This window comes from Mycolicibacterium parafortuitum, from assembly GCF_002086815.1.
GTDB lineage: Bacteria > Actinomycetota > Actinomycetes > Mycobacteriales > Mycobacteriaceae > Mycobacterium > Mycobacterium parafortuitum.
The window spans coordinates 40246-64236 of the sequence record NZ_MVID01000004.1 but is presented as its reverse complement, the minus strand read 5'-3'; the positions used below and the strand labels follow the sequence as shown (position 1 = coordinate 64236).

Genomic DNA, 23991 nt, shown 5'->3' with positions numbered 1-23991 from the left:
CGGGATGTGTGACGACCGCACTTCGGTGACGCCCCAGCACGAACCGGAGAAGCTGCACAGCGTGCGCGACGAGCTGGGTCTGCCGTCGCTCGTCGACGTGCACACCCACTTCATGCCCAAACGGGTGATGGACAAGGTGTGGGCGTACTTCGACTCGGCGGGCCCGCTCACCGGCAGGCCGTGGCCGATCACGTACCGCCTCGACGAACAGACCCGGGTCGCGGGGCTGCGGGAGTTCGGGGTCAGTGCGTTCACCTCGCTGGTGTATCCGCACAAACCGGACATGGCGGCGTGGCTGAACGAGTGGGCCGCCGAGTTCGCACGCGCGACACCGGACTGTCTGCACACCGCGACGTTCTACCCCGAACCCGGCGCCGCCGACTACGTGCGGCGCGCGATCGACGCCGGCGCCCGGGTGTTCAAGGCCCACATCCAGGTCGGTGACTACTCACCGGCCGACCCGCTGCTCGGCGAGGTCTGGGACATCCTCGAACACCACCGGATCCCGACGGTGATCCACGCCGGATCCGGGCCCGCCCCAGGACGTTTCACCGGGCCCGGGCCGGTGGCCGAGATCCTGCGGAGCCGTCCGGCGCTGCCGTTGATCGTCGCGCACATGGGGATGCCCGAGTACCGCGACTTCCTAGAGCTGGCCCACCGCTATGACGGTGTGCACCTGGACACGACGATGGCCTTCACCGACTTCAGCGAACAGATGCACCCGTTCCCGGCCTCCGCGCACGCCGATCTGCTCGCGCTCGGGGACAAAGTGCTGTTCGGCAGTGACTATCCGAACATCCCGTACCCGTACCACCACGCGGTGGACGCTGTACTGCGGCTCGGCCTGGGCGACCAGTGGTGCCGGAAGGTGCTGCACGACAACGCCACCCGGCTCTTCGCATTGTCAGGCTGAGCTCAGGCCCACGTGATCAGGCCCATTTGCGGATCGCCCACCTCTCGAACAGGCTCAGGATCGAGTCGGTCAGCTTACCCAGCAGTGCCAGCGAGATGATCGCGAGGAAGATGCGGTCGATGCGGCCGTTCTGACCCGAATCCAGCAGCAGGAAGCCCAGCCCCATCGAGCTCGCGATGAGTTCGGCGGCGACCAGGAACAGCCACGACTGCGCCAGCGCGAGCCGCAGCGCCGACACCGTCGACGGCACCACAGCGGGAAGCTGCACGGTCGCAAACAGTTTCACACCCCGCAGTCCGAACGCACGGCCCGCCTCCAGCAGGTGGGCGTCGACGTGGCGCAGCGCGCTGCCGACGATGGTGTAGACGGGGAAGAACGCCCCGATCGCGATCAGGATGATCTTGGACTCCTCGCCGATGCCGAACCACAGGATCAGCAGCGGCACCCACGCCAGCGACGGCACCGCACGGATCCCGCCGAACGTCGGCGCGAGCAGTACGTTGGCCAGCCGCGACAACCCGACGATCGCGCCGAGCGCCAGGCCGATCGCGGCGCCGAACGCGAAACCGACCAGGACCCGCTGCGTCGAGATCGCGATGTAGGGCCCGTAGAGGCCGCGCTCGGCGAGGTCGACCGCGGCCAGCCACACCATCGTCGGCGACGGCAGCACCGACACCGGCATCAGGCCGGCGGACGAAACCCAGTGCCACACCGCGAGAATGGCGGCAGGCAGCAGCGCACCACCGGCTGCCCGCACCCAGCGGCGGTTCAGCCGGCCGCCGCTGCGGGTGCCCTGCGGAGCCGCTGCGACGGCCGTGTCGGTCACGACCTCATCCGAGGCGGGTCGCGTCGGCCTGCTTGGCGAAGCTGTCGTTGACGAGCGAGGCCAGCGCGTCGTCGACCTGCTGCTGGTTCGGCACGTCCCCGAGGTCGACGAAGATCGGCCCGATCTTCTCCAGCACCGCGAGCTGGGTGGCGCCCGGGACCTGATCGACATCGAGGTTGCTGCGCTCCCGGATCACCTTCTCGGCGACCGCGGGTTCCAGGCCTGCGGCGTCGGCGAGGATCTTCGCCGTCTCATCGGGGTTGTCCGCGGCCCAATCGGCCGCCGCGGCATAGGCGTCGACGACGAGCTGGGCGATCTCGGGCTTGTCCTGCAGGAAGTCCTCGCGGGCGTTGAGGAAGCCGAAGCTGTTGAAGTCGATGTTGCGGTAGAACAGCGTCGCCCCGGTCTGCTCGGCGCCGGCCATGATCGGGTCGAGGCCGGCCCATGCGTCCACCGAACCGTTTTGCAGTGCGGCCCAGCCGTCGGCGTGCTGGAGGTTCTGCACCGTGACGTCCTCGACGCTCAACCCGTTGGCCTCCAGTGCCTGCAGCAGGAAGAAGTACGGGTCGGTGCCCTTGGTGGCCGCCACGGTCTTGCCGCGCAGCTGTTCGACGCTGGTGATGTCGCTGCCCGCGGGGGCGACCAGGGCCGCCCATTCGGGCTGGGAGTAGATCCCGATGACTTGGATCGGGGAGCCGTTCGCGCGGGCGAGCAGCGCCGCCGACCCGGCGGTGGAGCCGACGTCGATCGCGCCGGCACGCAGCGCCTCGTTGGCCTTGTTCGACCCGGCCGACTGGACCCAGTTGACCTGCAGGCCTTGGTCTTCCAGCCAACGCTGGTTCTTGATGATCAGGCTCAGCGGGTTGTAGGTGGCGAAATCGATGTTCAGGGTCTGGCCCGCGAGATCGCCGTCGGCGGTCTCGCTGCTCTGGGAGGCCTGGTTCTCGCCCGAGACGCACCCGGTGAGCAGTAATGCCAGTGCCGCGACCAGCGCCGTGGTGTACGCCTTGAGTCTCATACTCTGCTTTCCTGATAGGTGGTGCGATGGGCTTCGACGCCGAGGCCGTCGAGGAGTTGTACGCGCAGTTCGGCGAGTTCGGCCGAACCGCGGTCGCGCGGGCGGTCCCCAGGCACGGTCAGCGTCTGGCGGATCGAGGCGCCGGGCACGCCGTCTTCGGTGCCGAGCAGGATGACCCGGTCGGCGAGCTGCAGCGCCTCGTCGACGTCGTGGGTGACCAGCAGCACCGTGGTCGGGGCGGCGGCGTGGACGTCGAGCAGCAGATCCTGCATCTTGAGCCGGGTCAGCGCATCGAGCGCGCCGAAGGGCTCGTCGAGCAGCAGCACGCCGGGGTTGCGGGCCAGGGCGCGCGCCAGCGACGCGCGCTGGGCCATACCGCCGGAGATCTCCCGCGGGCGGTGGCCGGCGAACTCGGTGAGCCCGACGAGATCCAGTAGCGTCGCGACGGTTTCGCGTCCCCGCGCGGCGGGTGTCTTCGGGGGCAGCCCCAGGGCGACGTTCTGGGCGATCGTGCGCCATGGCAGCAGGCGTGGTTCCTGGAAGCCGACGGCGCAGCGCGGGTCGTACTCACGCGCCGGTGTCCCGTCGATCCCGACGGTTCCCACGGTGGGGGAGTCGAGGCCGGCGACGATCCGCAACAGGGTGGACTTGCCGCACCCGCTCGTCCCGAGGATCGCGAGGATCTCCCGGGGCGCGACCTCAAGTGAGATGTCGCGCAGCACCGCCCGCGCACCGCCGCCCGCACCGAACGCGCGGCCGAGGCCGTGGAACGACACCGCGAAGGCATGATCGGCGACGCGTTCGGGCGTGGCCAGGGAGTTCGCGGGCATTCGGGGGATGATGGCGGCCGCGCGCGGGGCCGTCACGAGTTTTCGCCACCGCGGTTTGAAAGCTTGCCGACCGCCGCTGCTGTCCTCTAAGAGGCGCTGCCCTCGGGTTCGGACGGGAGGGCTTCGGCGCCCGGGGTGGCAGGCGTGGTCAAGACTTCTTCGGTCTCGCTGTCGGTGTCCTTGCCCGGCTCGGGGGTTGTCATCGTAGGCCTTTCGGTTCGGGACCGTCGTGGTGCACCGTGACACCAGAACGAGGATGTGTAACGGCGCGTGACACTTCTTCCCCGTGCCGCGGCCCCCGAAACGCGCCATGGTGGCGACGCGCTTCGGCCCCGGACCGAAATTTAAATCTCATCGAACACGGTCCCGGTGCTTCGGATCCGGCCGGCTTGCGTAAAGAGCTGGTTAATTGCGGTATATCGACCTGGGGGAGTGTGTTTCGGGCGCTTCGCCACCATTGACAGACTTCAGTCAGAACATAATGATTGCGGTGTGTCTGAATCCACCGCCGATCGAGAGGCGGTGCTGGACGTCGGTATCCAGGACCGTCTGCCGCTGCCCAAGACGGGCCTGTTCGGATTGCAGCATCTTCTCGCGCTGACCGGCATCTGGATCTTCCCGGTGCTTATCGGCGCGACGCTGGAACTCAGCCAAGAGGACGTCAGCCATATCGTCCAGGCCTGCTTCCTGCTGACCGGGCTGGTCACCATCCTGCAGTCCAGCCGCATCGTGCGGCTGCCGATCGTGCAGGGCCCCACCGCGGCGTTCTTCGTCGCGATCCTCGCCGCGGCGGCGACCTACGACCTCGGCACGGCGTTCGGATCCATGGTGGTGGCGGGCCTGATCTTCATGGTGTTGTCGATCCCGATCGGCAACCTCGGGCTGTTCGGCCACATCCGCAGGTTCGCCGCCGACCCGATCGTGTTCGGCACCCTGTTCGTGATCATCGGTGCGCAGCTGGCCAACATCGGTCTGCCCGGCTGGTTCGGCACCGCGGGCACCGACTCCTACGGATGGTCCAGCTTCTGGGTCGGCGTCGTGGTGGTCGTGGTGATCCTCGGCTGCATGATCTTCGGCGGCTCAACCCTGTTCAAGCGCGCCGCGATCCTGGTGGGCATCGCGGTCGGCTCCGTCGTCGCGCTGCTGGCCGGGATCTGGTCGCCGCCGTCGCTCGGCGAGGCCTCGGTGATCGGCGTCCCGACGATCTTCCCGTTCGGGTTCGGCGTCGCGTGGCCGGTCGTGATCCTGATGCTGCTGGCGTTCTTCCAGGCCGGTGCCGAGGCGATGGGGATGTACACCCTGGTCTCCGGCTGGGGCGGGGAGAAGCTGAGCGTCAACCGCATCAACCGCGGTCTGTTCACCGAGTTCCTAGGGTCCACCGTGGGGGCGGCGTTCGGCGGGATCGGCACCACGTCCTATCCGGAGAACGTCGGCATCATCCGGATCACCCGCATCGGCAGCCGGTTCGTCACGATGGCCGCGGGCATCTTCGCGTTCGCGCTGGCGTTCCTGCCGCAGATCAGCATGTTCATCGCCGGGCTGTCCGGGGTGGTGCTGTCCGCCGCGTCGACGATCCTGTTCGGCATCATCGCGATCAGCGGCATCCAGATGCTGCAGAAGGTGCGCTGGGACGACCTGAACATCGCCGTCGCCGCAACGTCGTTCATCGTCTCGCTGGGCACGCAATGGATTCCGGAGGACATCCTGGCCGCGCTGCCGCCCCAGATCGCCGGCTTGATCAACACCCCGATGATGCTCGGCGTCATCATGCTGATCACGCTGAACATCCTGGTCAACTTCATCATCAGGCCACGGCTCGAGAGCCGGGTCGCCGTGGCAGCGGACGCGGCGTGATGAGATCGGCGGCCTGATGAGATTGGCTGCCGTCCAGGACCATCCGGTGTTCCTGGACCGCGACGCCAGCGTCGCGAAGGCCGTCGAGCTGATCGGTCGCGCCGCCGCCGACGGCGCCGACGTGATCGGTTTCCCGGAGGGGTTCGTCCCGGGCCATCCCGGCTGGGGCGAGCTGCACGCGTTCGACGACCGCTTCCTCGAGCTCAACGCCCGGCTGTTCGGCAACGCGATCGAGGTGCCGTCGACCGGGGTCGACGCGCTGCGCGCCGCCTGCCGCGACGGCGGTATCGCGGCCGTGATCGGGGTGTGCGAACGGATTCCGGGAACCACCGGCACGCTGTTCAACACCCAACTTCACATCACCGAACACGGCGAGCTGGCCGCACGGCACCAGAAGCACGTGCCGACCATCGGTGAACGCCTGGTGCACGCCCCGGGACAGACCGGCAGCGTCAACAGTGCCGCGGCACAGGGCATCACGATCAGCGGGCTGATCTGCGGTGAGAACTCCAACCCGCTCGCCCAGTACGCCGCGGCGCGCGCCTACCCGACGGTGCACGTCGCGTCGTGGCCGCAGCATTTCAGCCCGTCGCTCGCGATGGGGCCCGTCGTCGACCTGGTGCCGAGGTCACTGGGGTACTCGCTGAAGTGCTATGTGATCAGCGCGGTGACCACGGTGTCGCAGGAGATGATCGACGCGTACGGGTACGGCGGTGCGGGCGACTATCTGCGCGGCGCGGACATCGGGGCACGGGCGGCGATCCTCGGTCCCGCCGGGCAGGTCCTTGCCCGCGCCGAAAGCGATGCGCCGCAACTGGTCTACGCCGACGTCGATCCTGACGGCGTCATCGGCCCCAAGTTCGTCCACGACGTCGCCGGCCACTACAACCGGCCCGAGTTGTTCGCGCATCTGTTCGCGCAGCACCCCATCGAAAGCGAGGCACCATGAGCAGCCATCTGGTCTACGGGCGTGAGCACGAACTCGACCCGGCGGGCGACTTCGCGGCCTGGCTGGATCCCCGGCGCACCGCCGTCGTCTCGATCGACATGCACCAGGGTCACCTGTCCGAGGACCCCGCGTGCCCGTGCCCGGCCCCGCGCGGACGCGAGATCGTCGGCGCGGTCGACGCGTTCCACCGCGCGGCCCGCGCGCACGGGGTGCCCGTCATCCACGTCCGCTCCGAAGTGCGCGCGTCGGGTGCCGACGATGTCAAGGGCACCAGCAGCAGTGCGTGGCGTGTCACCTTCCCCCACCATGTCGGACCCATCCCCGGCGCCGACGGGCACGCGTTGGCCGGCAGCAGGTGGACAGAATTCGTCACCGAGGTCGCCCCGGCCGACGAGGTGGTGACCGGTAAGAAGCGACTGTCGGCGTTCTATCCGACCGACCTCGATTTCCTGCTGCGGCAGATGGGGACGACCGCGGTCGTGCTCGACGGCATCATGGCCGACTGCTGTGTGCTCAACACGGCGTTCGACGCATCGAACCTCGGCTACCGGGTCACGGTGCTGCAAGACCTGGTGCGCGGGACAGACGAGGCGCTGGAGTCGGCCGCGCTGGCGATGATGTCGTTACACCTCGGGCTGGTCACGACGTCGGAGTCGCTGCTCGCGTGCTGGGACGGCGCCGTCGGCGGATGACGCCGCCAGTGACGTGACCGACGTGTCGCAGGCAATGTGGTGGTAACAGACCGCCGTTACATTGACCGACACAATCGGCACGCCGGGGAGGGTCCCCGACGGGCGGAAACGGACACGTGGCAGACGAATTCAGACATGGCACGCCCACGGGCGGCGGGGTGGACGGCGGCGCCGGCACCAAGACCATCGTCTTCGCGCTCTACGACAAAGTCACCCTGCAGGATGTCGCGGCACCGCTGGAAATCTTCGCCCGCGCCAACGACTTCGGTGCGCGGTACACGGTGCTGACGGCCTCGCCCACCGGCCGACCGGTCGGGACCACGGCGTTCGCGACCCTGAACGTCGATATCGCCTTGGCCGACGTACCGCACACCTTCGACACGTTGGTGGTACCAGGAGGTGTCCCGGCGGACTTCACATTCACCCCGGGCCTGCACGACATCCCGGAGGAACCGACGCCGGACTCGGTCGCGGACGCCATGGACATGGTGCGTCGGCTCGCACCGAGGGCGCGCAGGATCGCCTCCGTGTGTACCGGCTCCTTCGTGCTCGCCGCGCTCGGCCTCCTCGACGGGCGACGGGCGACGACCCACTGGGCGCACTGCCAGACGCTGGCGCGCGATTACCCGACGGTGATCGTCGATCCGGACTCCCTCTTCGTCCAAGACGGGCCCTTCATCACCGGCGCGGGCATCACCGCGGGCATCGATCTCGCGCTCGCGATGGTCGAGAGTGACTTCGGCCCGGCGGTGGCCCGCCGGGTGGCGCGGTGGATGGTCGTGTTCCTGCAACGGCCCGGCGGTCAGGCCCAGTTCAGCGTCTGGGCCGAATCGGCGCTGCCGGTGACCGGCGGATTGCGTGAGGTGGTGGATTCGGTCATCTCGGATCCCGCCGGAGACCATTCGCTCGCATCGATGGCAGCCCGCGCCGCCGTCAGCGAGCGGCACCTCGTGCGAGTGTTCCGGGATCAGGTCGGCATGACGCCGGCGCGCTTCGTCGAGCACGCGCGCCTGGAGGCCGCCAAAGTCCTGCTTGCGACCGGTGACCACAGTCAGGAATCCGTCGCCCGGCGCAGCGGTTTCGGCACGCCGGACACGATGCGGCGCACATTCCGCCGCAACCTCGGCATCTCACCCGGCGTGTACCGAAGTCGCTTCCGTACCACGGGTGTCGACGCGTGACCGGCTGACCAGGTGGTCACGCACCCGGGCTCCCGCGTGCAGTCCACTGCGACGTGCCGCGGCATGAAACGATTCGCCGGCCATGACCAGTCCGACGGCGTTCTCCAGCCGGACATCGTGCACATACTTTCGTAGCGTCACGCCCACCTGAGACTTGAACAGTCTTGCGAGGTGGCGTGTGCTGAGCCCGAGTTGCCCTGCCACCGTGTCGAGTTCGTAATTCCCCGCGGGGTCGACGGCGATGGTCACCAGTAGCCGTTCGATCCCGGGGTGCTTGGGCCGCGGTGTTCGGGCGGCGACGGAGATCTGGGGATGCCCTTCCAATCGCCTTCCCAGCACCACCATTTCTTTCGAGATCTCCTGTGCGACAGCGCTACCGTAGTCGTCGCCGACCAGCGCGAGGGCGAGGTCGATGCCCGCGGATGCACCCGCGGACGTCCATACGGCACCGTCGCGCACATACACCGAGTCCAGATCGACGATGGTCGCGGGGTGGCGGGTGGCGAAGGTGTCCAGATGTCGCCAGTGCGTCGTCGCGCGCCGGCCGTCGAGCACGCCGGCGGCGGCCAGGGCGAAGGACCCCGTGCAGACCGCTGCGACCCGGCGCGACGTTCTCACCTGCGAACGGATGACTCTCGATAGATGCTGGGGTATCCCACCTGTGACGAGGCCGGCGCCGCCCGGCACGAGCAGGGTGTCCACCGTCGCCAGCGTCGAGGCCGGGGCGGCATGCAACGTAACCCCGGATGCGCACCGGACCGTCGGCGACTCGGTCGTGGAGTACAGCCCGACCGAGTACGCGCAGCCCATCTCCCGGGCGATGTCGAAGACCTCGAGGGGGCCGGCCACGTCGAAAGCCCGAACGTCATCGAACACCAGCATCGCGATGTGGCGCGGGTGAGCGTGGGCGGCCGAACTCATGGCCACAGCGTGACCCTTGGTTACGTCGCGTGTGCGGCGATGTCCGGAATTGCATCCGACGTGTCTGTGTCGGTCGGTCCTGGACCGACCGATGTCCCGTTTGGGCGCAAGTTTGTCCATCGTGAAGGACGTCCGAAAGCCCGGGGTTACATCACCGAAACACCACGAACCCAACGTTGTTCACGGGTCTGATGCCACGGGCCCGGTCCTGTTGGTCGAAACGAGAGTGGGGGGCGGTATGGATTCGCGGTCTGCGCTCACCCTGAGCATCGGTGTGCTCGGTGGGGTTGCGGTGGCGTTCACGGCCACATTGGTCACTGTCCCGATCTGGGTGGTGTTCCTGGCGTGGGCGTCGTTCTTCTTCGTCGGTGGCGGTCCGTCCGGCTGGGTTCGCTCCGTGTGCTCGAACCTGGTCGGTGTCGCGATCGCCAGCGCGAGCCTGTACGCGTCGCACGTGCTCGGCGGAAGCTTGACCGCGACCGCGATCGCGGTCGGTGTCGGCAGTGCGGTGATGGTTCAGGCCTCGTGGGTCGGGCTTCTGTCCACCACGCCTGCTGTCGTGGTCGGGTTCGCCTCCACGGTCTCGACCGTCGCCGGGACGGGCCAGCTGGTCACAGCGACGAGCATCTCCCATCCGGGGCTGGTGGCAGCGTGCGCCTGCGTGCTCGGCGCGACGTTCGGCATCGCCTCCGAGTACCTGGCCACCTTGATGACGCGACCGGCACCCGCCGGCCGTCCCGATCCGGAAGGCGTGACGGCGTGAAACTGCAGCATTACCTCGGCGGGCTTGAGGGCCTGCCGGAACCACTGAATCTCGAGAAGAAGGTCTTCGTCGAAGACTGGGAGAAACGAATTTTCGGCATCCACGTGGCGATGATGGGCCTGAGCAACCACCTCGGCGCAGCCCTGCCGCAGTACCCGGTCGAGCAGGTCCCGACGACCTTTCGGGACGAGTGGACATGGGCGTCGCTGCGCACCGGCGCCGAGGGCATGAACCCTTTCGACTATTTCAAGTTTCGCTATTACGAGAAGTGGCTCGGCGGGATCAGCCAGTTCTTCATCGACAACGGTTATGTCTCCGAGGAGGAGATCAGCGCGCTCATCGAGGCGCCTGAATCGGCGGTCGTCGAAGGTGGTGACCCCGCGATCGACGATCAGGTGATCGACTACCTTCGGCGGGGAGACAGCCCGCGCCGCGACGTCGCGCATCCGAAGTTCGCGGTGGGCGAGAGGGTGGCGATCGCCAACACGCCGGCCGGCGCGCACACCCGCCTGCCCGGTTATCTCCGCGCCAAAGTCGGTACGGTGCAACGCATCTTCGAGGGCGACTACGGATACTTCGTCCACACCGGTGACGGCATCGGCGACCCGATGCCGATCTACATCGTCGAGTTCACCCCGGAGGAGCTGTGGGGCCCCAGGGCAGAACCGGGCGCCAATGCCCTCTACGCCGAGCTTTTCGAGGCGTATCTCCAACCCATCGAGGAGGTCAAGTGACAGAGCAGTTCGCCTATCCGTCCGAGCGTGAGAAACTCAGTGCGGACAGGGTTTCCGCGCTCGAACGGCTCCTGATCGAAAAGGGCGTCATCACAAGCCAAACCGTCGACAAGGTGCTGTCCTATTTCGAATCCGAGATGACCCCGCTCAACGGCAAGAAGATCGTGGTCAAAGCGTGGACGGATCCCGACTTCGCGGCGCGGGTCGTCGTCGACACCCCGGCAGCCATCGCGGAACTGGAGTTGCCGGAGGGGATGGCCGGCGCGGAGGGGGAGCATCTGCAGGCCGTCGCCAACACTCCCGGCGTGCACAATTTGGTGATCTGCACGCTGTGCTCGTGTTTCCCGTGGCCGGTCCTCGGACTACCGCCGTACTGGTACAAGGATCCCGTGTTCCGCGCGCGGGCGGCGCGGGAGCCCCGTACGGTCCTCGCCGAAGTCGGCGTCGAGCTCGCCGAGGACACCGAGATCAAGGTCTGGGATTCCAGCGGCCATTCACGATGGTTCGTCATCCCGGAACGGCCCGCCGGCACCGAGGAACTGACCGATGACGAGTTGATGGACCTGGTCACCACGGAGTCGATGATGGGTGTCGCGCTGGCAGGACGTGCGTCGTGAAACTACACAGCACCTGTACCACTGACCAGGCGGCACCGTCGTTCGATCACGACTGGCAGCGCAGGGCATTCGGGCTCGCGCTGGCGCTCTCGGAGTTCGGTCACTACCCGTGGAGTGAGTTCCAGCAGAGTCTCATCGACACGATCGGCGCCTGGGAAGCCACCCCGGAAACCGACCGGGCCGAATGGGAGTACTACGACCACTGGGTTGCCGCACTGGAGACCGTGGTCGCGCAGCGCCAGATTCTGATCAATCCGGTGGTCACCGATGACGGTGACCACGCCGTCCACGACGACCATCACTGACCCAGCAAGAGAACGGAATTGGAATGCACATCGAGCCAGGGATAGTCGACGGCGCGAAGATCGCGCTGAGTTACGCCAGTGCGACGGGCGCCGGCGTCTACGCGGTGAGCGCGGCGTGGAAGCACGTCAAGCAGCGCGGTGGCGCGTCACTGATTCTCGGAAGTGCCGCCACGACGGTGTTGACCCTCGTGTTCTTCGAACTGTTCCCGCACTTTCCGGTCGGGGTCTCCGAAGTCCACCTCATTCTCGGGTCGACGCTGTTCCTGATCTTCGGAGCCGCGCCGGCGGCCTTCGGTCTGGCGGCGGGCCTGCTGATCCAGGGCCTGCTGTTCGCTCCGTTCGACCTGCCGCAATTCGGGATGAACGTCACGACACTCGTCGTGCCGCTGTTGGCACTGCAGTACGTCGCCGGAAGGACCATCGCCCCGCAAACCCGCTATGTCGACCTGAAATACCGCCAGGCGCTGACCCTATCGGCGACCTACCAGGCTGGCATCGTGTCCTGGGTGGCGTTCTGGGCGGTCTACGGCCAGGGCGTCACTGCCGAGACATTGGCCAGCGTGGCGACTTTCGGTGCCGCCTATCTGCTGGTGATCGTGGTGGAGCCGGTGGCCGATCTGGCCGTGCTCGCGGCGGCGAAGGCCGCTCAGCGGTTCAAAGACGGGGCGTGGCTGGAACCACGCCTGTTCAACCCGGCCTGAGGCCGGGCGCAGGTGACGCCCGCCGGCACAGCGGCCGCGGGGGCGATCTCGCGGGTGCGCCGGCGTTCGTCGCCGGCGATGCGGCGCGACAGCACGCGGTCGTCGCGCTTGGACAGCGTGGCGGCCTTCTCGGACAGCAGGGCGAGTTGCTGCCAGCTCAGGCCGTCGAGGTCGCCATCGGAATCGTGGGTGGCCACCACCACGCAGCCGCGCAGCAGCGGGACCGACTTGGCGGTGAAATCAGTGGTGGCCAAAAGTACTTCGGTGGCCAGCCGGTTGACGCGGCGCTGGCAACCCTGGGTGGCCGGGCTGAACCAGAAGTCGAACTGCCGGTCGGTGCTGCTGAGGGAGTACAGGCCCTGGTCCTGGATCAGACGGTTGATGTCGGCCTCGGTATAGGCACGGGTCTCATATACGGCGCCGCTGGGGCTGAAGTACAAAACAGTGTTCATTCGTATGTTCCATTCGACTCTTTCTCGGGATCTTGGTCGGCGCCGGCGTCCCAGCGCTGTGACAAGAGTTACCCGTGTGGCAAATGGGACAAACCTTGATATCGATATGGAAACGTCGGGTTTGGGCCCGATGCCGAGAAGCCGGCCCTAGCGGTCCTTGCCGGACGGCGACTCCGCCTCCCGGCGCTCCTCCTTGAGCCGGTCCTTGCTGCGGATCAGCCGCAGCAACGTCACCAACGCCAGCCCACCGACGATGTTGAGCACCACGGTGTAGCCGAACCAGGACAGCCAGGCGAGATACCCGAACGGGGCGTCACCTGCGGTCAGCGCGCCGAAGATGAGCAGCGAGTCGAGGATCGAGTGGAACATCTGCAGCCCTGCGAGCAGGAATGCGCCGGCGACCGCCGCGGCGATCTTGCCCGGTACCGAATCGGTGCCGTGCTGCATCCGCGTCATCAGCGTGATCACCATGCCGCCCAGCAGTGCCAGCGCCACCGTCTCGGCGTTCAACGGCGCGTGCACGAAGTGTTCGGCCGATGTCGTGGTCTGTTCGCGCAGTTTCGGATACGCGGTCATCACCAGCCACATGATCAGCCAGCCGCCCGCCAGGTTCGCCGCGAGCGTGCCGGTCCACAGCTTCAGCAGCTGCGCGGCGTTGGCGCGTTTGGCCGCGACCGTGGTGACCGGGATCAGGAAGCCCTCGGTGAACAGCTCGCTGCGGCCGAGCAGCAGCGCGAGGAAGCCGATCGAGAACGCGATCCCGGCGAGCAACTGGTTACCGGTGGCGTGCAGCACCGACAGATACGCGAGCACCCCCATCGCGACCTCGGTCCCGCCGAAGAAGCCGGTCACCAGCACCTCGCGCCAGGTGCGGTGCAGGCGCTGGGTGCCCTCGTCGATCATCCGGTTGAACGCGTTCTCCAACGCGTCCTCGATGGGGCTGTCGGTATCGCCGAGTTCACGCTGGCTGGTCGAGCTCATGGCGGCGCGAGTACCCACGACTTGGCCGGACGATACCGTCGGGCGCATGGATGTCGACGAGTACCGGGCACAGGATGCGACGGGGCTGGCGAAGCTGGTCGCCGACGGCGAGGTCACCGCCGCCGAACTGCTGGCGCTGGCGCGGGAGCGCGCCGCCGAGGTGAACCCGAAGATCAACGCCATCGTGCGGGACGTGCCGGTGCCCGACGGCGAGAACCGCACGGGCCCCTTCGCCGGGGTGCCGTTCCTGATCAAGGATCTGTCCCAGGACTACGCAGGGCTGCCGACGTCGGGCGGCTCTCGGTCGATGCGGTACCTGCCGGTCGCCGAACACGGCGCGATCGTTGCGCGCTGGCTCGACGCGGGTCTGGTGATCTTCGGCAAGACCAACACCCCGGAGTTCGGGGCGAAGGGCATCACCGAACCCGAGGTCTGGGGCCCCGCGCGCAACCCGTGGGACCTGACCCGGTCCCCGGGCGGCTCCTCTGGTGGTTCGGCGGCCGCGGTGGCGGCGGGCATCGTGCCGTGCGCAGGTGCCAACGACGGCGGCGGCTCCATCAGGATCCCGGCCGCCTGCTGCGGGCTGGTCGGACTGAAGCCGAGCCGCGGGCTGACCCCGAGCGGCCCGGTGTACGGCGAATCGATGCACGGCGCCGCGGTGCAGGGCGTGGTGTCGCGAACCGTCCGTGACACCGCCGGCATGCTCGACGTGATGAGCGGCGGGGAACCGTATGGCCCGTACACCCCGGCGCTGCCCGAGACACCGTTCGCGTCGAGCTTCGCGACCGCCCCCCGTCCGCTGCGCATCGGCGTGCGGGTGCCGTCCGCGATCACCCCGCAGCCGCATCGTGAGGCGTACGCCGCGGTCGAGGCGACCACCCGCCTGCTGACCGACCTGGGACACGAGGTCGTCGAACTGTCGGAAGCCCCGTACGACGACGCCGCGCTGGCCCGCGATTTCCTGCTGACCTGGTTCGTGACGCTGGCTTGGGAGGTCGCCGAGGCCAAGCGGCTCACCGGGGCCGGCGACGAGATGTTCGAGCGGGACACGCTGATCATGGCCGCGCTGGGCCGGGCCACCAGCAGCGTCGACTACCTCGACGCGGTCGCGCGCCGCCACGACCACACCCGCAGGCTCACGACGTTCTTCGAGTCGCACGACCTGCTGTTGACCCCGACGCTGGCGACGCCGCCACCGAAGATCGGCGACTTCGATCTGCCCGTCGCGCTGCAGCGCGCCGCCGACGTGCTGCTCAAGACGCGCACGGCCGCCCTGCTGCGGTTCACCAAGATCGTCGACGACATGGTGGACGAGAACCTCGGCTGGGTGCCCTACACCCAGCTGGCGAACATCACCGGCCGCCCGGCGATCTCGCTGCCGCTGCACTGGACGGCCGAGGGGGTGCCGCTGGGTGTGCAGTTCGTCGCGCCGCTGGCCGGCGAGACGCTGCTGCTGCAGCTCGGCGCACAATTGGAGCAGGCGGCGCCGTGGGCGCACCGCACGCCGCAGGTGTGAGACAGGAGCACGGCATGAGGTTCGGGATCTCCACGTTCGTCAACGACGACACCATCGACCCGGTGTCGCTGGCGCGTGCGGTCGAGGAGCGCGGCTTCACGGCGCTGGCCGTCGCCGAGCACACGCACATCCCGGCCAGCCGGGAGTCGCCGTATCCGCTGGGCGGCGAGCTGCCGAAGATCTACTACCGGACCCTGGACCCGTTCGTGACGCTGGCCGCCGCGGCGGCGGTCACGTCGACGATCGAACTGATCACCGGTATCGCGCTGCTGATCCAGCGGGACCCGATCATCACCGCCAAGGAGGCCGCCAGCATCGACGTGATCTCCGGCGGCCGTTTCACCTTCGGCGTCGGCGCCGGGTGGAACATCGAGGAGCTGCGCCAGCACGGCACCGATCCGAAGACGCGCGGCGCGCTGCTGGACGAGCGCATCGAGGCGATCAAGGCGTTGTGGACCGAGGAACCGGCCGAATACCACGGCAAGTACGTGGATTTCGCTCCGTCGTATCAGCGGCCGAAGCCGGTGCAGAAGCCGCATCCGCCGATCCTGATCGGCGGCGACTCTGATGCGACGGTGAAGCGGATCATCCGGCACGAAGCCGGCTGGATCTCGAATCCACTTCCGATCGACCATCTTTCGCGCCGCATCGACCAGATCCGGGCGAGCGCGACGTACGAGGTGCCGCTGGCACAGTTCGGCACACCGGCGAACCCGGACTACTGGCAGGCCGCAGAGGAGATCGGTTTCGGGCAGCTGAACCTGCTGCTGCCGACCAAGCCGCTGGACGTATCGCTGCGCCTGCTCGACGAGTACGCCGAGCAGGTGCGGCGATACGGCGGTTGAGCGGGCCGGTCAGGTCGTCTGCGGATCGCCCATCGCGGCGCGGCGTTCGACGGTGCTGAACCCCCGGTGCTGCCCGGAGCGCGCCGACGTCATCCAGCCGCTGGCCGCGGAGATGGTGGCGATGGTGCTGATGTCGTTGCTGTCGTCATAGGTGATCGAGTCCTCGGCCGACACCCCGATCATCGATCCGATCTCGATCGCGTCGATGTTGGACCCGAGAAACACGAACCGCCAATTCCACTGTGTGCGTTGCTGTTCGATGAGTTCCCTGACGGAGTACCAGCCCCACTCCCTGCTGGAGTTCTCCATCCCGTCGGTCATGATCATGCAGATGACCTGCCCGGGACGGTCGTCGTCCGGTAGCGCCGAAAGGCGCTGTCCGACTTCGGTGATGAACCGTCCGACGCTGTCGAGCAGAGCGGTCATCCCGCGGGGCACCAACTCGAAATCGGGGACGGACTGGATCGGTGTCGGCGGATAGACCAATTCGTAGGCGGTGTCGAACTGGGCCAGTGTCACCTCGCAACGACCGGGTTGCAGTCGTTGCTCGTTGATGAGTTCACGCCACCCGTCCTCGGTCGCGGTCTTCGACGTCTCCATGGACCCGGAGCGGTCGAGCAGTGCGGCGATCAGGGTCTTGTCGGAATCGGTCACAGGATGCCTCCAGCGCAAGAGATGAGCTACGGCCCGGCTTCAAGGCGGGGAGGCATGTGCAGGACGCTCGTTTCGCCACCGGCATCAACAGACGCGGTGCCTGCAGATGATCGGGTATGCGCGAATGCGCTACCGATCACATTCTACGCCGCGACCAGCGGCGCGACGGGTCAGCGCTCGGCGGATTCGTACCGCTGCGCGACGGCGACGAGTTCGTCGCGGATGGTGGAGTTCGGCATCTTGGCGATCCGTGCGTACAGGCGGCGCCGATCGCGAGAGATCTGACGGGCGGCACGGTACTGCGCGAACATTTTGCGGAACTCCTCTGTGTTGGATTGAGGTCCGGCGCGAATCGGGGATCGCCCATCGGCCGGACGTTGTCCATGCTCCGTGTTACAGCCAGGTTAATCAAGCCGCTGACGTGTGATTTTGCGGACAGAGACCGCCGTCACACGGTCACAGTCGGGGCCAGCAGTTCGGCTTTCTTGGCGGCGAATTCGGCGTCGGTGAGGATGCCGCGCTCGTGCAGTCCGGCCAGCTTCTCGATCGCGGCGATGATCGCCGCGGAGTCGTCCGGGGTCGAGGTGTCGCCGGGGGGCGGAGCGTCCGTCGCGGGCTCGGGGTCGACCTCGCGCAGCGCCGAGATGCCGAACGTGCCCAGCTGACTGGTGAAGGTCAGCGTCGCCGCGGGCCCACCCTGCTGTTGCTGGACACCGCCGATCCGGTGCTCGCCGGTGTCGAAAACCTTTGTCACCCCGCCGCTCTGCACGGCCAACCGGCGCGTGGCCGGGAACACCGCGTACTTGGTGTCGTTCTGCCCGCCGGTCGAGCTGGGGGTGCCGAGGTCGGCCGGCCACCACTGCCGCGGGGCGACGGCCTCACCGGTGACGGGCAGCCCGGCGAGCTCGGTGCACAGCGCGTCGACGCGGGCCTTCAGCGCGTGGTCGAACATGTCGCCGACCATCGTCATGCCGCCACGCATCCACTGCCCCGACCCCCCGAGTTCCGGGATCGAGAACTGCGCCATGGTGCCGCCGCCGTTGCGCACCGCGACCCACATCGCCAGCACCGAATCACGGGAAAGCCCGTGGCGGCGGGCGATGTCGTCGATCGCGTGCTCCAGGTCCGGGGGTACCGCGGCAGTCATGCGTCGGTAGTACCCCGCGCGGTTTCAGTCCATGCGGCGTTTCAGTCCAAGCGGCCCGCCGACAGCAGGCGCAGCACCGGGACGCCCTCCTCGTCGGACGCGTCCAGGTCGACCTCGACCTCGAATCCCCAGTCGTGGTCCCCGGCAGGGTCGTCGAGGATCTGCCGCACGCGCCACGTTCGGGCCTGCCGGTCGATGATCAGCAGCGCGGGACCACGGGCGTCCGCTCCGGTGCCGACGTCGTCGTGCTCGTCGAAGTAGTCGTCGCCGATTTCGCGCCACTGCTGCACCGACAGTCCGGCGCGGCCGTCGAGCGCGGCGAGTTCTTCCCATCGCTCGCGGGCGAACAACTCGACCCGGCGGAACAGCGCATTGCGCACCATCGCGGTGAACGCCCGCTCGTTGCCGGTCAGCGGTCGCGGCCGGGCCGGTACGGCGACCGGCTGATCGTGCGGTTGGTCCGGGCTGGTCAGCTGCTCCCACTCGTCGAGCAGGCTCGAATCGACCTGGCGGACAAGCTCACCCAGCCATTCGACGATGTCGGTGAGCTCGTCGGTACGGGCGGCGGCGGGGACGCCGGAGCGCAGCGCCTTGAACGCGTCGGACAGATACCGCAGCACGGCGCCCTCGACGCGGGTCAGGCCGTACTCGCTGACGTACTCGCGGAACGTCATACCCCGCTCCCACATCTCGCGCACCACCGACTTCGGCGACAGCTTGCCGTCCGCGGCCCACGGGTTGCTCTGCAGATACACCGCGTACGCGTGTCCCAGCAGCTCCTCCAGCGGCTTCGGGTAGGTGATGTCGTCGAGAAGTTCGATGCGCTCGTCGTACTCGACGCCGTCGGCCTTCATCTGCGCGACGGCCTCTCCGCGGGCTCGCTTGAGCTGTGCGGCCAGGATCTGGCGCGGATCCTCCAGCGTCGCCTCGATCACCGAGACCACGTCCAGCGCATAGCTTTCCGCACCGGCGTCGAGCAGGTCGATCGCGGCCAGCGCGAACGTCGACAGCGGCTGGTTCAGCGCGAAGTCGGGTGGCAGATCGACGGTCAGCCGATACCGCCGTCCGTCGGGTTCCGGCTCAGGAAGCCGCTCGACCACGCCCGCCTGCAGCAGCGAGCGCGCGATACCGACCGCCTCGCGGATCAGCTTCAGCTGGCGCTTGCGTGGTTCGTGGTTGTCGGTCAGCAGCCGCCGCATCGCGGCGAACGGGTCCCCGGGACGGTCGACCACGTCCAGGATCATCGCCGTGGTCACCCGCATGTGACTCGTCAGAGGTTCCGGCGCGGCGTCGACGAGCTTGGTCATGGTCGCCTCACTCCACGGCACCATCCCCTCGGGCGCCTTGCGGCGCACCAGCTTCCGGCGCTTCTTCGGATCGTCGGCCACCTTGGCTAACTGTTTGAGGTTCTCCACCTCGTGGTCGGGTGCCTGCACCACGACGGTGCCCGCGGTGTCGAACCCGGCGCGCCCGGCCCGGCCGGCGATCTGGTGGAACTCGCGGGCGTTGAGCAGCCGGGTGCGCACACCGTCGTACTTCGACAGCGCGGAGAACACCACGGTGCGGATCGGCACGTTGATCCCGACACCGAGGGTGTCGGTGCCGCAGATGACTTTCAGCAGGCCGGCCTGGGCGAGTTGCTCGACCAGCCGCCGGTACTTCGGCAGCATGCCGGCGTGGTGCACGCCGATGCCGTGGCGCACCAGCCGCGACAGCGTCGCGCCGAACGCCGAGGAAAACCGGAACGCGCCGATGTGGTCGGCGATCGCGGCCTTCTCCTCCTTGGAGCTGACATTGACGCTCATCAGCGCCTGCGCCCGCTCCAGCGCCGAGGCCTGGGTGAAGTGCACGACGTAGATCGGTGACTGCTTGGTGTCGACGAGTTCCTGGATGGTCTCGTGCATCGGGGTGGTCGCGTAGGAGAAGTACAGCGGCACCGGGCGTTCGGCGTTGGCGACCAGCGCGGTGGGCCGGCCGGTGCGCCGGGTCAGGTCCTCGCGCAGGAACGTGACGTCGCCGAGCGTCGCCGACATCAACAGGAACTGGGCTTTCGGCAGCTCCAGCAGCGGCACCTGCCAGGCCCACCCGCGGTCGGGGTCGCCGTAGAAGTGGAACTCGTCCATCACACACAGCCCGATATCGGCGTCGGCGCCCTCTCGCAGCGCGACGTTGGCCAGGATCTCGGCGGTGCACGCGATGATCGGGGCGTCGGCGTTGACCGCCGCATCCCCGGTGAGCATCCCGACGTTGGCCGCGCCGAACACCTCGCACAGCGCGAAGAACTTCTCGCTGACCAGCGCCTTGATCGGCGCGGTGTAGAAGCTGACGCCGCCCGCGGCCAGCTGGGCGTAGATCGCACCGGTCGCGACCAGCGACTTCCCCGACCCGGTCGGCGTCGCGAGGATCACGTTGGAGCCGCTGACCAGCTCGATCAGCGCCTCCTCCTGCGCCGGGTACAGCGTGGTGCCGTTGCCTTCCGCCCAGGCCGCGAACCGGGTGAACAGTTCGTCGGCGTCGCCGCGGACGGTGAAGAGCTCCGACAGGTCACCGGGGTCGTCCAGCAGAGGAGTGGGCAGGGGAGTGGGCATCGCCAGACAGCCTGCCAGGTTTGCGCGGCCGCGCCGCAGTCAATACCGCCCAGCATGGCGGGGTTGGGCGATGTCCTCGAATGGGTCAAGCATGAGGTTTCGGCGCGCGTACCGACCGCCGACCTCGATCAGCGCGACGCCGACTACATCCGTGAGCAACTGCCCGGGCTGTGGTTGCTCGCGTCGCTGTACTTCCGCGCCGACGTGCGCGGGCTCGACCGGATCCCGGCCGACGGCCCGGTGCTGCTGGTCGGCAACCACAGCGGCGGCAACCTGCCGCCCGACACGTTCGTGTTCACGCTCGCGTTCTGTTCGTACTTCGGTGTCGAGCGTCCGTTCTTCCAGCTGGCCCACAACCTGGTGGTGTCGATGCCGGGCCTGGGGTCGCTGCGCAAGTTCGGCACCGTCGCGGCCAACCACGACAACGCGACGCTGGCGCTGAAGTCCGGTGGTGCGCTGCTGGTCTACCCCGGCGGCGACTACGAGGTGTTCCGGCCGTCGTGGAAGCGGCACGAGGTCGACTTCGGTGGCCGCCAGGGGTACGTGAAGCTGGCCCGTGAGGCGGGCGTGCCGATCGTGCCGATCGCATCGGTCGGTGGGCAGGAGGCGGCGCTGTTCCTCGACCGCGGCCAGTGGCTGGCGAAACTGCTGCGCGTCGACAAGATCGCCCGGCTCAAGAGCGTGCCGATTCTGCTCGCGCCGCCGTGGGGGATCGCGGTCAGCGACATGATCCCGCGCGTACCGCTGCCGACGAAGATCGTCATCGAGGTGCAGGAACCGATCGCCGCGGACGACATCGCGAGCAGCGACGACGACGACGTCAACGACAGGGTGCTGGCCAGCCTGCAGTCCGCGGTCGACCGGCTGGCCGCCGAACGACGGCTCCCGGTGATCGGATGAGGCTCTCGCGCAGCGTCGTCATCGACGCCGAACCGCACGTGGTGTGGAAGCACATCAGCGATCCCGGCTGCTATCCGGAGTTCATGGCCAGCCTGGAGCGCTGGGAAACCGTGACCGAGGGCCCCGTCGGCGTCGGCTCGCGCTACACCGTGCACTGGAAGGTCGGCTCGGTGCCGATCGGCGGGGTGATCGAGGTCGTCGAGTTCGACGAGAACCGCGACCTGGCCTGGATCGGCATCACCGGCGTCACGCTGCGCGGCCGGTTCCGCATGCGCGAAGCGGGCGAGGGCCGCACCAAGGTCACGTTCCGGTTGTCCTACGAGGCGCCCGGCGGGCTGCTCGGTCTGATCGCCGACCGCGTCGCGTCGGGACAGGTGTCCCGGTTGATGGGCCAGACCGTCAAGCGGCTGAAGGTGCTCGTCGAGAGCTGACTCGCGTAACGCGCGCCCCGGCGCTCAGTGCCGGGGCGGCGGGAAGTACATCTCCTGACGCACCGAGCACACCAGCTCGCCGCTGCGGTTGAACATCGTGCCGCGCGCCAGCGCGAGGGTGTCGGCGCTGCTCGGCGACGACATGTCGTAGAGCATCCAGTCGGACAGATCCGCCGCGGCGTGGAACCACATCGAGTGGTCGCGCTGCGCGGCCATCGCGGGCCCGCTGCGGGCGGCGTAGGCGGGTTCGGTCAGCGTCACCGCCGACAGGTACGCGACCAGCGATGCGGTCAGCACCGGATCGTCGGGCACCTCGCCGTCGGGGCGCCACCAGATGCGGGCCGGGGCCGGTGGCCCGGTCTCGGCGACGACGACGCGCCGCTCGAACCAGCGCAGGCTCGCCCACATGCCCTCGGCCGCGTCGGCTTCCGCGAAGTGCGGCGGGACATGCGGCAACGACTCCGGGGCGGGGACGTCGGGACACGGCGGCTGATACGTCACGCCGGCAGCGGTCTCGGTGGGCAGCTTGAACGACGACATCGCCTCCAGCAGGATCTCGTCGCCCTGGCGTGCGGTGACCCGGCGCGCCGTGAACGTGCGGCCCTCCTGCAGCGTCACCACCTCGAACGTGACCGGATCCCGGGAGTCCCCGGGGCGCAGGAAGTACGTGTGCACGCTGTGCGGCGCCCGGCCGGGGGAGGTCAGGCTCGCGGCGAGCAGGGCCTGCGCCGAGATGTGCCCGCCGAGGATGTGGTTGGCGGGCGCGGGCAGCTGCTTGCCGACGAACGTCGCCGCGTCGAGGCGATCGGGGTCGACGCGCTCAAGCTGCATGGAGGCGAGCACGTCGCCCAGCGAAGAAGACACGCGGGTATCTTGCCCGGCGGCTTGTCGGACTCCTCAACGCGGCTCGTTCCTCGCCGCTTGATCAGGACCCGCTGCGCAGCGTCAGCAACGTGATCTCGCTCGGCGCGAACACCCGGAACGGCGGGCCCCAGAATCCGGTGCCGCGGCTGGTGTACAGCTGCGTGCGCTCACCGTGCCGGCTCAACCCCTGGACCACCGGCTGCTCCAGGCGCACCAGGAAGTTGAACGGCCAGATCTGCCCGCCGTGGGTGTGGCCGGACAGCTGCAGATCCACCCCGGCGCGCACCGCGTGCGCGACCTGCTTGGGCTGGTGTGCCAGCAGCAGCACCGGCAGACCGGGATCGGCGCCGGCCAGGGCGGTGTCCAGGTCCGCGCCGTGCCCGCGCACCCCGGACCCGGCCGCGGTCTCGTCGTCGATGCCGGCGACCACGAGACGGTCCCCGCCGCGCTCGACCGTGATGTGCCGGTTGTGCAGCGCATCCCAGCCGATCCGGTCCATGTAGTCCAGCCAGCCCTGCGCCTCGCTGAAGTACTCGTGGTTGCCGGTGACGTACACGCGCGCCTTCGCGGCCCGTACCGACGCCAGCGGTGCCGCCTGGGCGTCACGGATGTCGGTGGTGCCGTCGGCGATGTCGCCGACGTGGCAGACGATGTCGGCGTCGAGCCCGTTGACGCGCTCGACGACCGCAGCCGACCAGCGGCTGCGGTCGATCGGGCCGTAATGGGTGTCGGTGATGACCGCGACGCGCAGCCCGTCCAGCCCGCGGCCCAGGCGCGGAAGCATGACGTCGAGGCGCCGGATGCGCGGCACCCGCATCGCCTCGAAATGCCCCCACGCCAGCATCGCGACCCCGACGACGAGCGTGGTCACGGCGACGATGCGGGACCGCGCCGGGTCCGCGACACCCGCCGCCCACAGCGCCACGCCGAGAAGCTGGCCGAACACCGACCACACGAACAGCACCCACGCGACGCCGAGCAGCACGTCCCCGGCCACCGCCGCCCAGTCGCGCTGCCGGCCGTGGCCGAGCAGCATCGACGCGGGCAGCGCGACGAACCCGGCGGCGAACAGCACGGTGCCGGCGACGACCACACCCGCCGGCCACGCCGAGCCGCCCATCACGAGCGTCCACCACGGCACCCCGAACAGCAGCGCCATCACCGTGAGCACGATCAGCGTGCGCAACCACCGGCGCCGGCGCCGGGGCGCGGCCTGCTGCTCGACCACCTGAGCCGGGTTATCGGTCATCTCTCGAAAGTACCGACGGGATTCCCCAACCCCGGCCCGCAGTGTTGAATGACCCCGGGA

The 23991-nt window shown here is 68.5% G+C and carries 26 protein-coding genes; 14 read left to right on the top strand and 12 right to left on the bottom strand.

Annotated features, from left to right (window positions below; genetic code table 11):
* Positions 1-4: 4 nt before the first annotated feature.
* Complete coding sequence (locus BST38_RS06810) at positions 5-913, top strand: amidohydrolase family protein (RefSeq protein WP_083142516.1); 909 nt, start codon at positions 5-7, stop codon at positions 911-913.
* A gap of 16 nt (positions 914-929) precedes the next feature.
* Here the strand turns inward: BST38_RS06810 and BST38_RS06805 are convergent, their stop codons facing one another.
* From BST38_RS06805 to BST38_RS06795, 3 genes are read right to left on the bottom strand one after another with little or no spacing between them, the layout of a single operon-like run.
* Positions 930-1739: an ABC transporter permease gene (locus tag BST38_RS06805; RefSeq protein WP_083142515.1), complete on the bottom strand. Its 810-nt coding sequence runs from the start codon at positions 1737-1739 to the stop codon at positions 930-932.
* 4 nt (positions 1740-1743) lie between these two features.
* Entirely contained in the window at positions 1744-2757 is a 1014-nt protein-coding gene (locus BST38_RS06800) for an aliphatic sulfonate ABC transporter substrate-binding protein (RefSeq protein ID WP_083142514.1), read from the bottom strand.
* A complete protein-coding gene (locus tag BST38_RS06795) occupies positions 2754-3479 on the bottom strand; it encodes an ABC transporter ATP-binding protein (protein ID WP_237160702.1) in 726 nt (241 codons plus the stop codon). Before BST38_RS06795 ends, BST38_RS06800 begins: the two co-directional genes overlap by 4 nt.
* Before the next feature lie 600 nt (positions 3480-4079).
* On the opposite strand from BST38_RS06795, the gene BST38_RS06790 reads away from it, so the two are divergent.
* From BST38_RS06790 to BST38_RS06775, 4 genes are all read left to right on the top strand, one after another.
* A complete protein-coding gene (locus tag BST38_RS06790) occupies positions 4080-5441 on the top strand; it encodes a uracil-xanthine permease family protein (RefSeq protein WP_083142513.1) in 1362 nt (453 codons plus the stop codon).
* 16 nt (positions 5442-5457) lie between these two features.
* Positions 5458-6390, top strand: a complete 933-nt coding sequence (locus BST38_RS06785; RefSeq protein ID WP_083142512.1) for a nitrilase-related carbon-nitrogen hydrolase — start codon at positions 5458-5460, stop codon at positions 6388-6390.
* Positions 6387-7082, top strand: coding sequence for a cysteine hydrolase family protein (locus BST38_RS06780; RefSeq protein WP_083142511.1), 696 nt, complete (start codon positions 6387-6389; stop codon positions 7080-7082). The genes BST38_RS06785 and BST38_RS06780 overlap by 4 nt, the downstream gene beginning before the upstream one ends.
* Positions 7083-7240: 158 nt before the next feature.
* Positions 7241-8263, top strand: a complete 1023-nt coding sequence (locus BST38_RS06775; RefSeq protein ID WP_083142510.1) for a GlxA family transcriptional regulator — start codon at positions 7241-7243, stop codon at positions 8261-8263.
* Here BST38_RS06775 and BST38_RS06770 read toward each other — a convergent pair.
* Positions 8213-9184 (bottom strand): GlxA family transcriptional regulator, encoded by a 972-nt coding sequence (locus BST38_RS06770; protein ID WP_083142749.1) that lies wholly within the window; start codon positions 9182-9184, stop codon positions 8213-8215. The two genes, BST38_RS06775 and BST38_RS06770, sit on opposite strands and share 51 nt — an antisense overlap.
* Positions 9185-9422: 238 nt before the next feature.
* Here BST38_RS06770 and BST38_RS06765 point away from each other — a divergent pair, with 238 nt between their 5' ends.
* Genes BST38_RS06765 through BST38_RS06745 form a run of 5 tightly spaced genes read left to right on the top strand, consistent with a single transcriptional unit; the run spans position 9423 to position 12304 of the window.
* Positions 9423-9947 (top strand): DUF1097 domain-containing protein, encoded by a 525-nt coding sequence (locus BST38_RS06765; RefSeq protein WP_083142509.1) that lies wholly within the window; start codon positions 9423-9425, stop codon positions 9945-9947.
* Positions 9944-10681, top strand: coding sequence for a nitrile hydratase subunit beta (gene nthB / locus BST38_RS06760; RefSeq protein ID WP_083142508.1), 738 nt, complete (start codon positions 9944-9946; stop codon positions 10679-10681). The genes BST38_RS06765 and nthB overlap by 4 nt, the downstream gene beginning before the upstream one ends.
* Complete coding sequence (gene nthA / locus BST38_RS06755) at positions 10678-11298, top strand: nitrile hydratase subunit alpha (RefSeq protein ID WP_083142507.1); 621 nt, start codon at positions 10678-10680, stop codon at positions 11296-11298. Before nthB ends, nthA begins: the two co-directional genes overlap by 4 nt.
* Positions 11295-11603, top strand: coding sequence for a nitrile hydratase accessory protein (locus tag BST38_RS06750; protein ID WP_083142506.1), 309 nt, complete (start codon positions 11295-11297; stop codon positions 11601-11603). Before nthA ends, BST38_RS06750 begins: the two co-directional genes overlap by 4 nt.
* A gap of 23 nt (positions 11604-11626) precedes the next feature.
* On the top strand, positions 11627-12304 hold the full coding sequence (locus tag BST38_RS06745) for an energy-coupling factor ABC transporter permease (RefSeq protein WP_083142505.1): 678 nt from the start codon (positions 11627-11629) through the stop codon (positions 12302-12304).
* Here the strand turns inward: BST38_RS06745 and BST38_RS06740 are convergent.
* A complete protein-coding gene (locus BST38_RS06740) occupies positions 12250-12756 on the bottom strand; it encodes a hypothetical protein (RefSeq protein WP_083142504.1) in 507 nt (168 codons plus the stop codon). The genes BST38_RS06745 and BST38_RS06740 overlap by 55 nt on opposite strands.
* Positions 12757-12903: 147 nt before the next feature.
* On the bottom strand, positions 12904-13737 hold the full coding sequence (locus BST38_RS06735; RefSeq protein WP_083142503.1) for a formate/nitrite transporter family protein: 834 nt from the start codon (positions 13735-13737) through the stop codon (positions 12904-12906).
* Between the two features lie 46 nt (positions 13738-13783).
* Here BST38_RS06735 and BST38_RS06730 point away from each other — a divergent pair, with 46 nt between their 5' ends.
* Positions 13784-15253, top strand: a complete 1470-nt coding sequence (locus BST38_RS06730) for an amidase (RefSeq protein ID WP_083142502.1) — start codon at positions 13784-13786, stop codon at positions 15251-15253.
* Between the two features lie 14 nt (positions 15254-15267).
* Complete coding sequence (locus BST38_RS06725; protein ID WP_083142748.1) at positions 15268-16098, top strand: LLM class F420-dependent oxidoreductase; 831 nt, start codon at positions 15268-15270, stop codon at positions 16096-16098.
* 9 nt (positions 16099-16107) lie between these two features.
* Here BST38_RS06725 and BST38_RS06720 read toward each other — a convergent pair whose 3' ends face one another.
* From BST38_RS06720 to BST38_RS06710, 4 genes are all read right to left on the bottom strand, one after another.
* A complete protein-coding gene (locus BST38_RS06720) occupies positions 16108-16752 on the bottom strand; it encodes a vWA domain-containing protein (protein WP_083142501.1) in 645 nt (214 codons plus the stop codon).
* A 170-nt stretch (positions 16753-16922) separates the two neighbouring features.
* On the bottom strand, positions 16923-17063 hold the full coding sequence (locus BST38_RS29335) for a hypothetical protein (protein ID WP_165761562.1): 141 nt from the start codon (positions 17061-17063) through the stop codon (positions 16923-16925).
* A 137-nt stretch (positions 17064-17200) separates the two neighbouring features.
* Complete coding sequence (locus tag BST38_RS06715; RefSeq protein ID WP_083142500.1) at positions 17201-17899, bottom strand: SHOCT domain-containing protein; 699 nt, start codon at positions 17897-17899, stop codon at positions 17201-17203.
* Positions 17900-17940: 41 nt separating this feature from the next.
* Positions 17941-20487: a DEAD/DEAH box helicase gene (locus BST38_RS06710; protein WP_083142499.1), complete on the bottom strand. Its 2547-nt coding sequence runs from the start codon at positions 20485-20487 to the stop codon at positions 17941-17943.
* Between the two features lie 54 nt (positions 20488-20541).
* Here BST38_RS06710 and BST38_RS06705 point away from each other — a divergent pair, with 54 nt between their 5' ends.
* Positions 20542-21387: a 1-acyl-sn-glycerol-3-phosphate acyltransferase gene (locus BST38_RS06705; protein ID WP_083142498.1), complete on the top strand. Its 846-nt coding sequence runs from the start codon at positions 20542-20544 to the stop codon at positions 21385-21387.
* Positions 21384-21818 (top strand): SRPBCC family protein, encoded by a 435-nt coding sequence (locus BST38_RS06700; RefSeq protein ID WP_083142497.1) that lies wholly within the window; start codon positions 21384-21386, stop codon positions 21816-21818. Before BST38_RS06705 ends, BST38_RS06700 begins: the two co-directional genes overlap by 4 nt.
* Before the next feature lie 24 nt (positions 21819-21842).
* Here the strand turns inward: BST38_RS06700 and BST38_RS06695 are convergent, their stop codons facing one another.
* Complete coding sequence (locus tag BST38_RS06695; protein ID WP_083142496.1) at positions 21843-22682, bottom strand: acyl-CoA thioesterase; 840 nt, start codon at positions 22680-22682, stop codon at positions 21843-21845.
* A gap of 61 nt (positions 22683-22743) precedes the next feature.
* Positions 22744-23931, bottom strand: coding sequence for a metallophosphoesterase (locus BST38_RS06690; RefSeq protein ID WP_083142495.1), 1188 nt, complete (start codon positions 23929-23931; stop codon positions 22744-22746).
* Positions 23932-23991: the final 60 nt, after the last annotated feature.

Bases quoted from the DNA above. Each gene is read 5' to 3' on its own strand.
- BST38_RS06700 (WP_083142497.1), top strand. From the start codon at position 21,384: ATGAGGCTCTCGCGCAGCGTCGTCATCGACGCCGAACCGCACGTGGTG.
- BST38_RS06810 (WP_083142516.1), top strand. From the start codon at position 5: ATGTGTGACGACCGCACTTCGGTGACGCCCCAGCACGAACCGGAGAAG.
- BST38_RS06785 (WP_083142512.1), top strand. From the start codon at position 5,458: ATGAGATTGGCTGCCGTCCAGGACCATCCGGTGTTCCTGGACCGCGAC.
- BST38_RS06690 (WP_083142495.1), bottom strand. From the start codon at position 23,931: ATGACCGATAACCCGGCTCAGGTGGTCGAGCAGCAGGCCGCGCCCCGG.
- BST38_RS06740 (WP_083142504.1), bottom strand. From the start codon at position 12,756: ATGAACACTGTTTTGTACTTCAGCCCCAGCGGCGCCGTATATGAGACC.
- BST38_RS06735 (WP_083142503.1), bottom strand. From the start codon at position 13,737: ATGAGCTCGACCAGCCAGCGTGAACTCGGCGATACCGACAGCCCCATC.
- BST38_RS06715 (WP_083142500.1), bottom strand. From the start codon at position 17,899: ATGACTGCCGCGGTACCCCCGGACCTGGAGCACGCGATCGACGACATC.
- BST38_RS06780 (WP_083142511.1), top strand. From the start codon at position 6,387: ATGAGCAGCCATCTGGTCTACGGGCGTGAGCACGAACTCGACCCGGCG.
- BST38_RS06800 (WP_083142514.1), bottom strand. From the start codon at position 2,757: ATGAGACTCAAGGCGTACACCACGGCGCTGGTCGCGGCACTGGCATTA.
- BST38_RS29335 (WP_165761562.1), bottom strand. From the start codon at position 17,063: ATGTTCGCGCAGTACCGTGCCGCCCGTCAGATCTCTCGCGATCGGCGC.
- BST38_RS06730 (WP_083142502.1), top strand. From the start codon at position 13,784: ATGGATGTCGACGAGTACCGGGCACAGGATGCGACGGGGCTGGCGAAG.
- BST38_RS06765 (WP_083142509.1), top strand. From the start codon at position 9,423: ATGGATTCGCGGTCTGCGCTCACCCTGAGCATCGGTGTGCTCGGTGGG.
- BST38_RS06725 (WP_083142748.1), top strand. From the start codon at position 15,268: ATGAGGTTCGGGATCTCCACGTTCGTCAACGACGACACCATCGACCCG.
- BST38_RS06770 (WP_083142749.1), bottom strand. From the start codon at position 9,184: ATGAGTTCGGCCGCCCACGCTCACCCGCGCCACATCGCGATGCTGGTG.
- BST38_RS06745 (WP_083142505.1), top strand. From the start codon at position 11,627: ATGCACATCGAGCCAGGGATAGTCGACGGCGCGAAGATCGCGCTGAGT.
- BST38_RS06705 (WP_083142498.1), top strand. From the start codon at position 20,542: ATGGCGGGGTTGGGCGATGTCCTCGAATGGGTCAAGCATGAGGTTTCG.
- BST38_RS06710 (WP_083142499.1), bottom strand. From the start codon at position 20,487: ATGCCCACTCCCCTGCCCACTCCTCTGCTGGACGACCCCGGTGACCTG.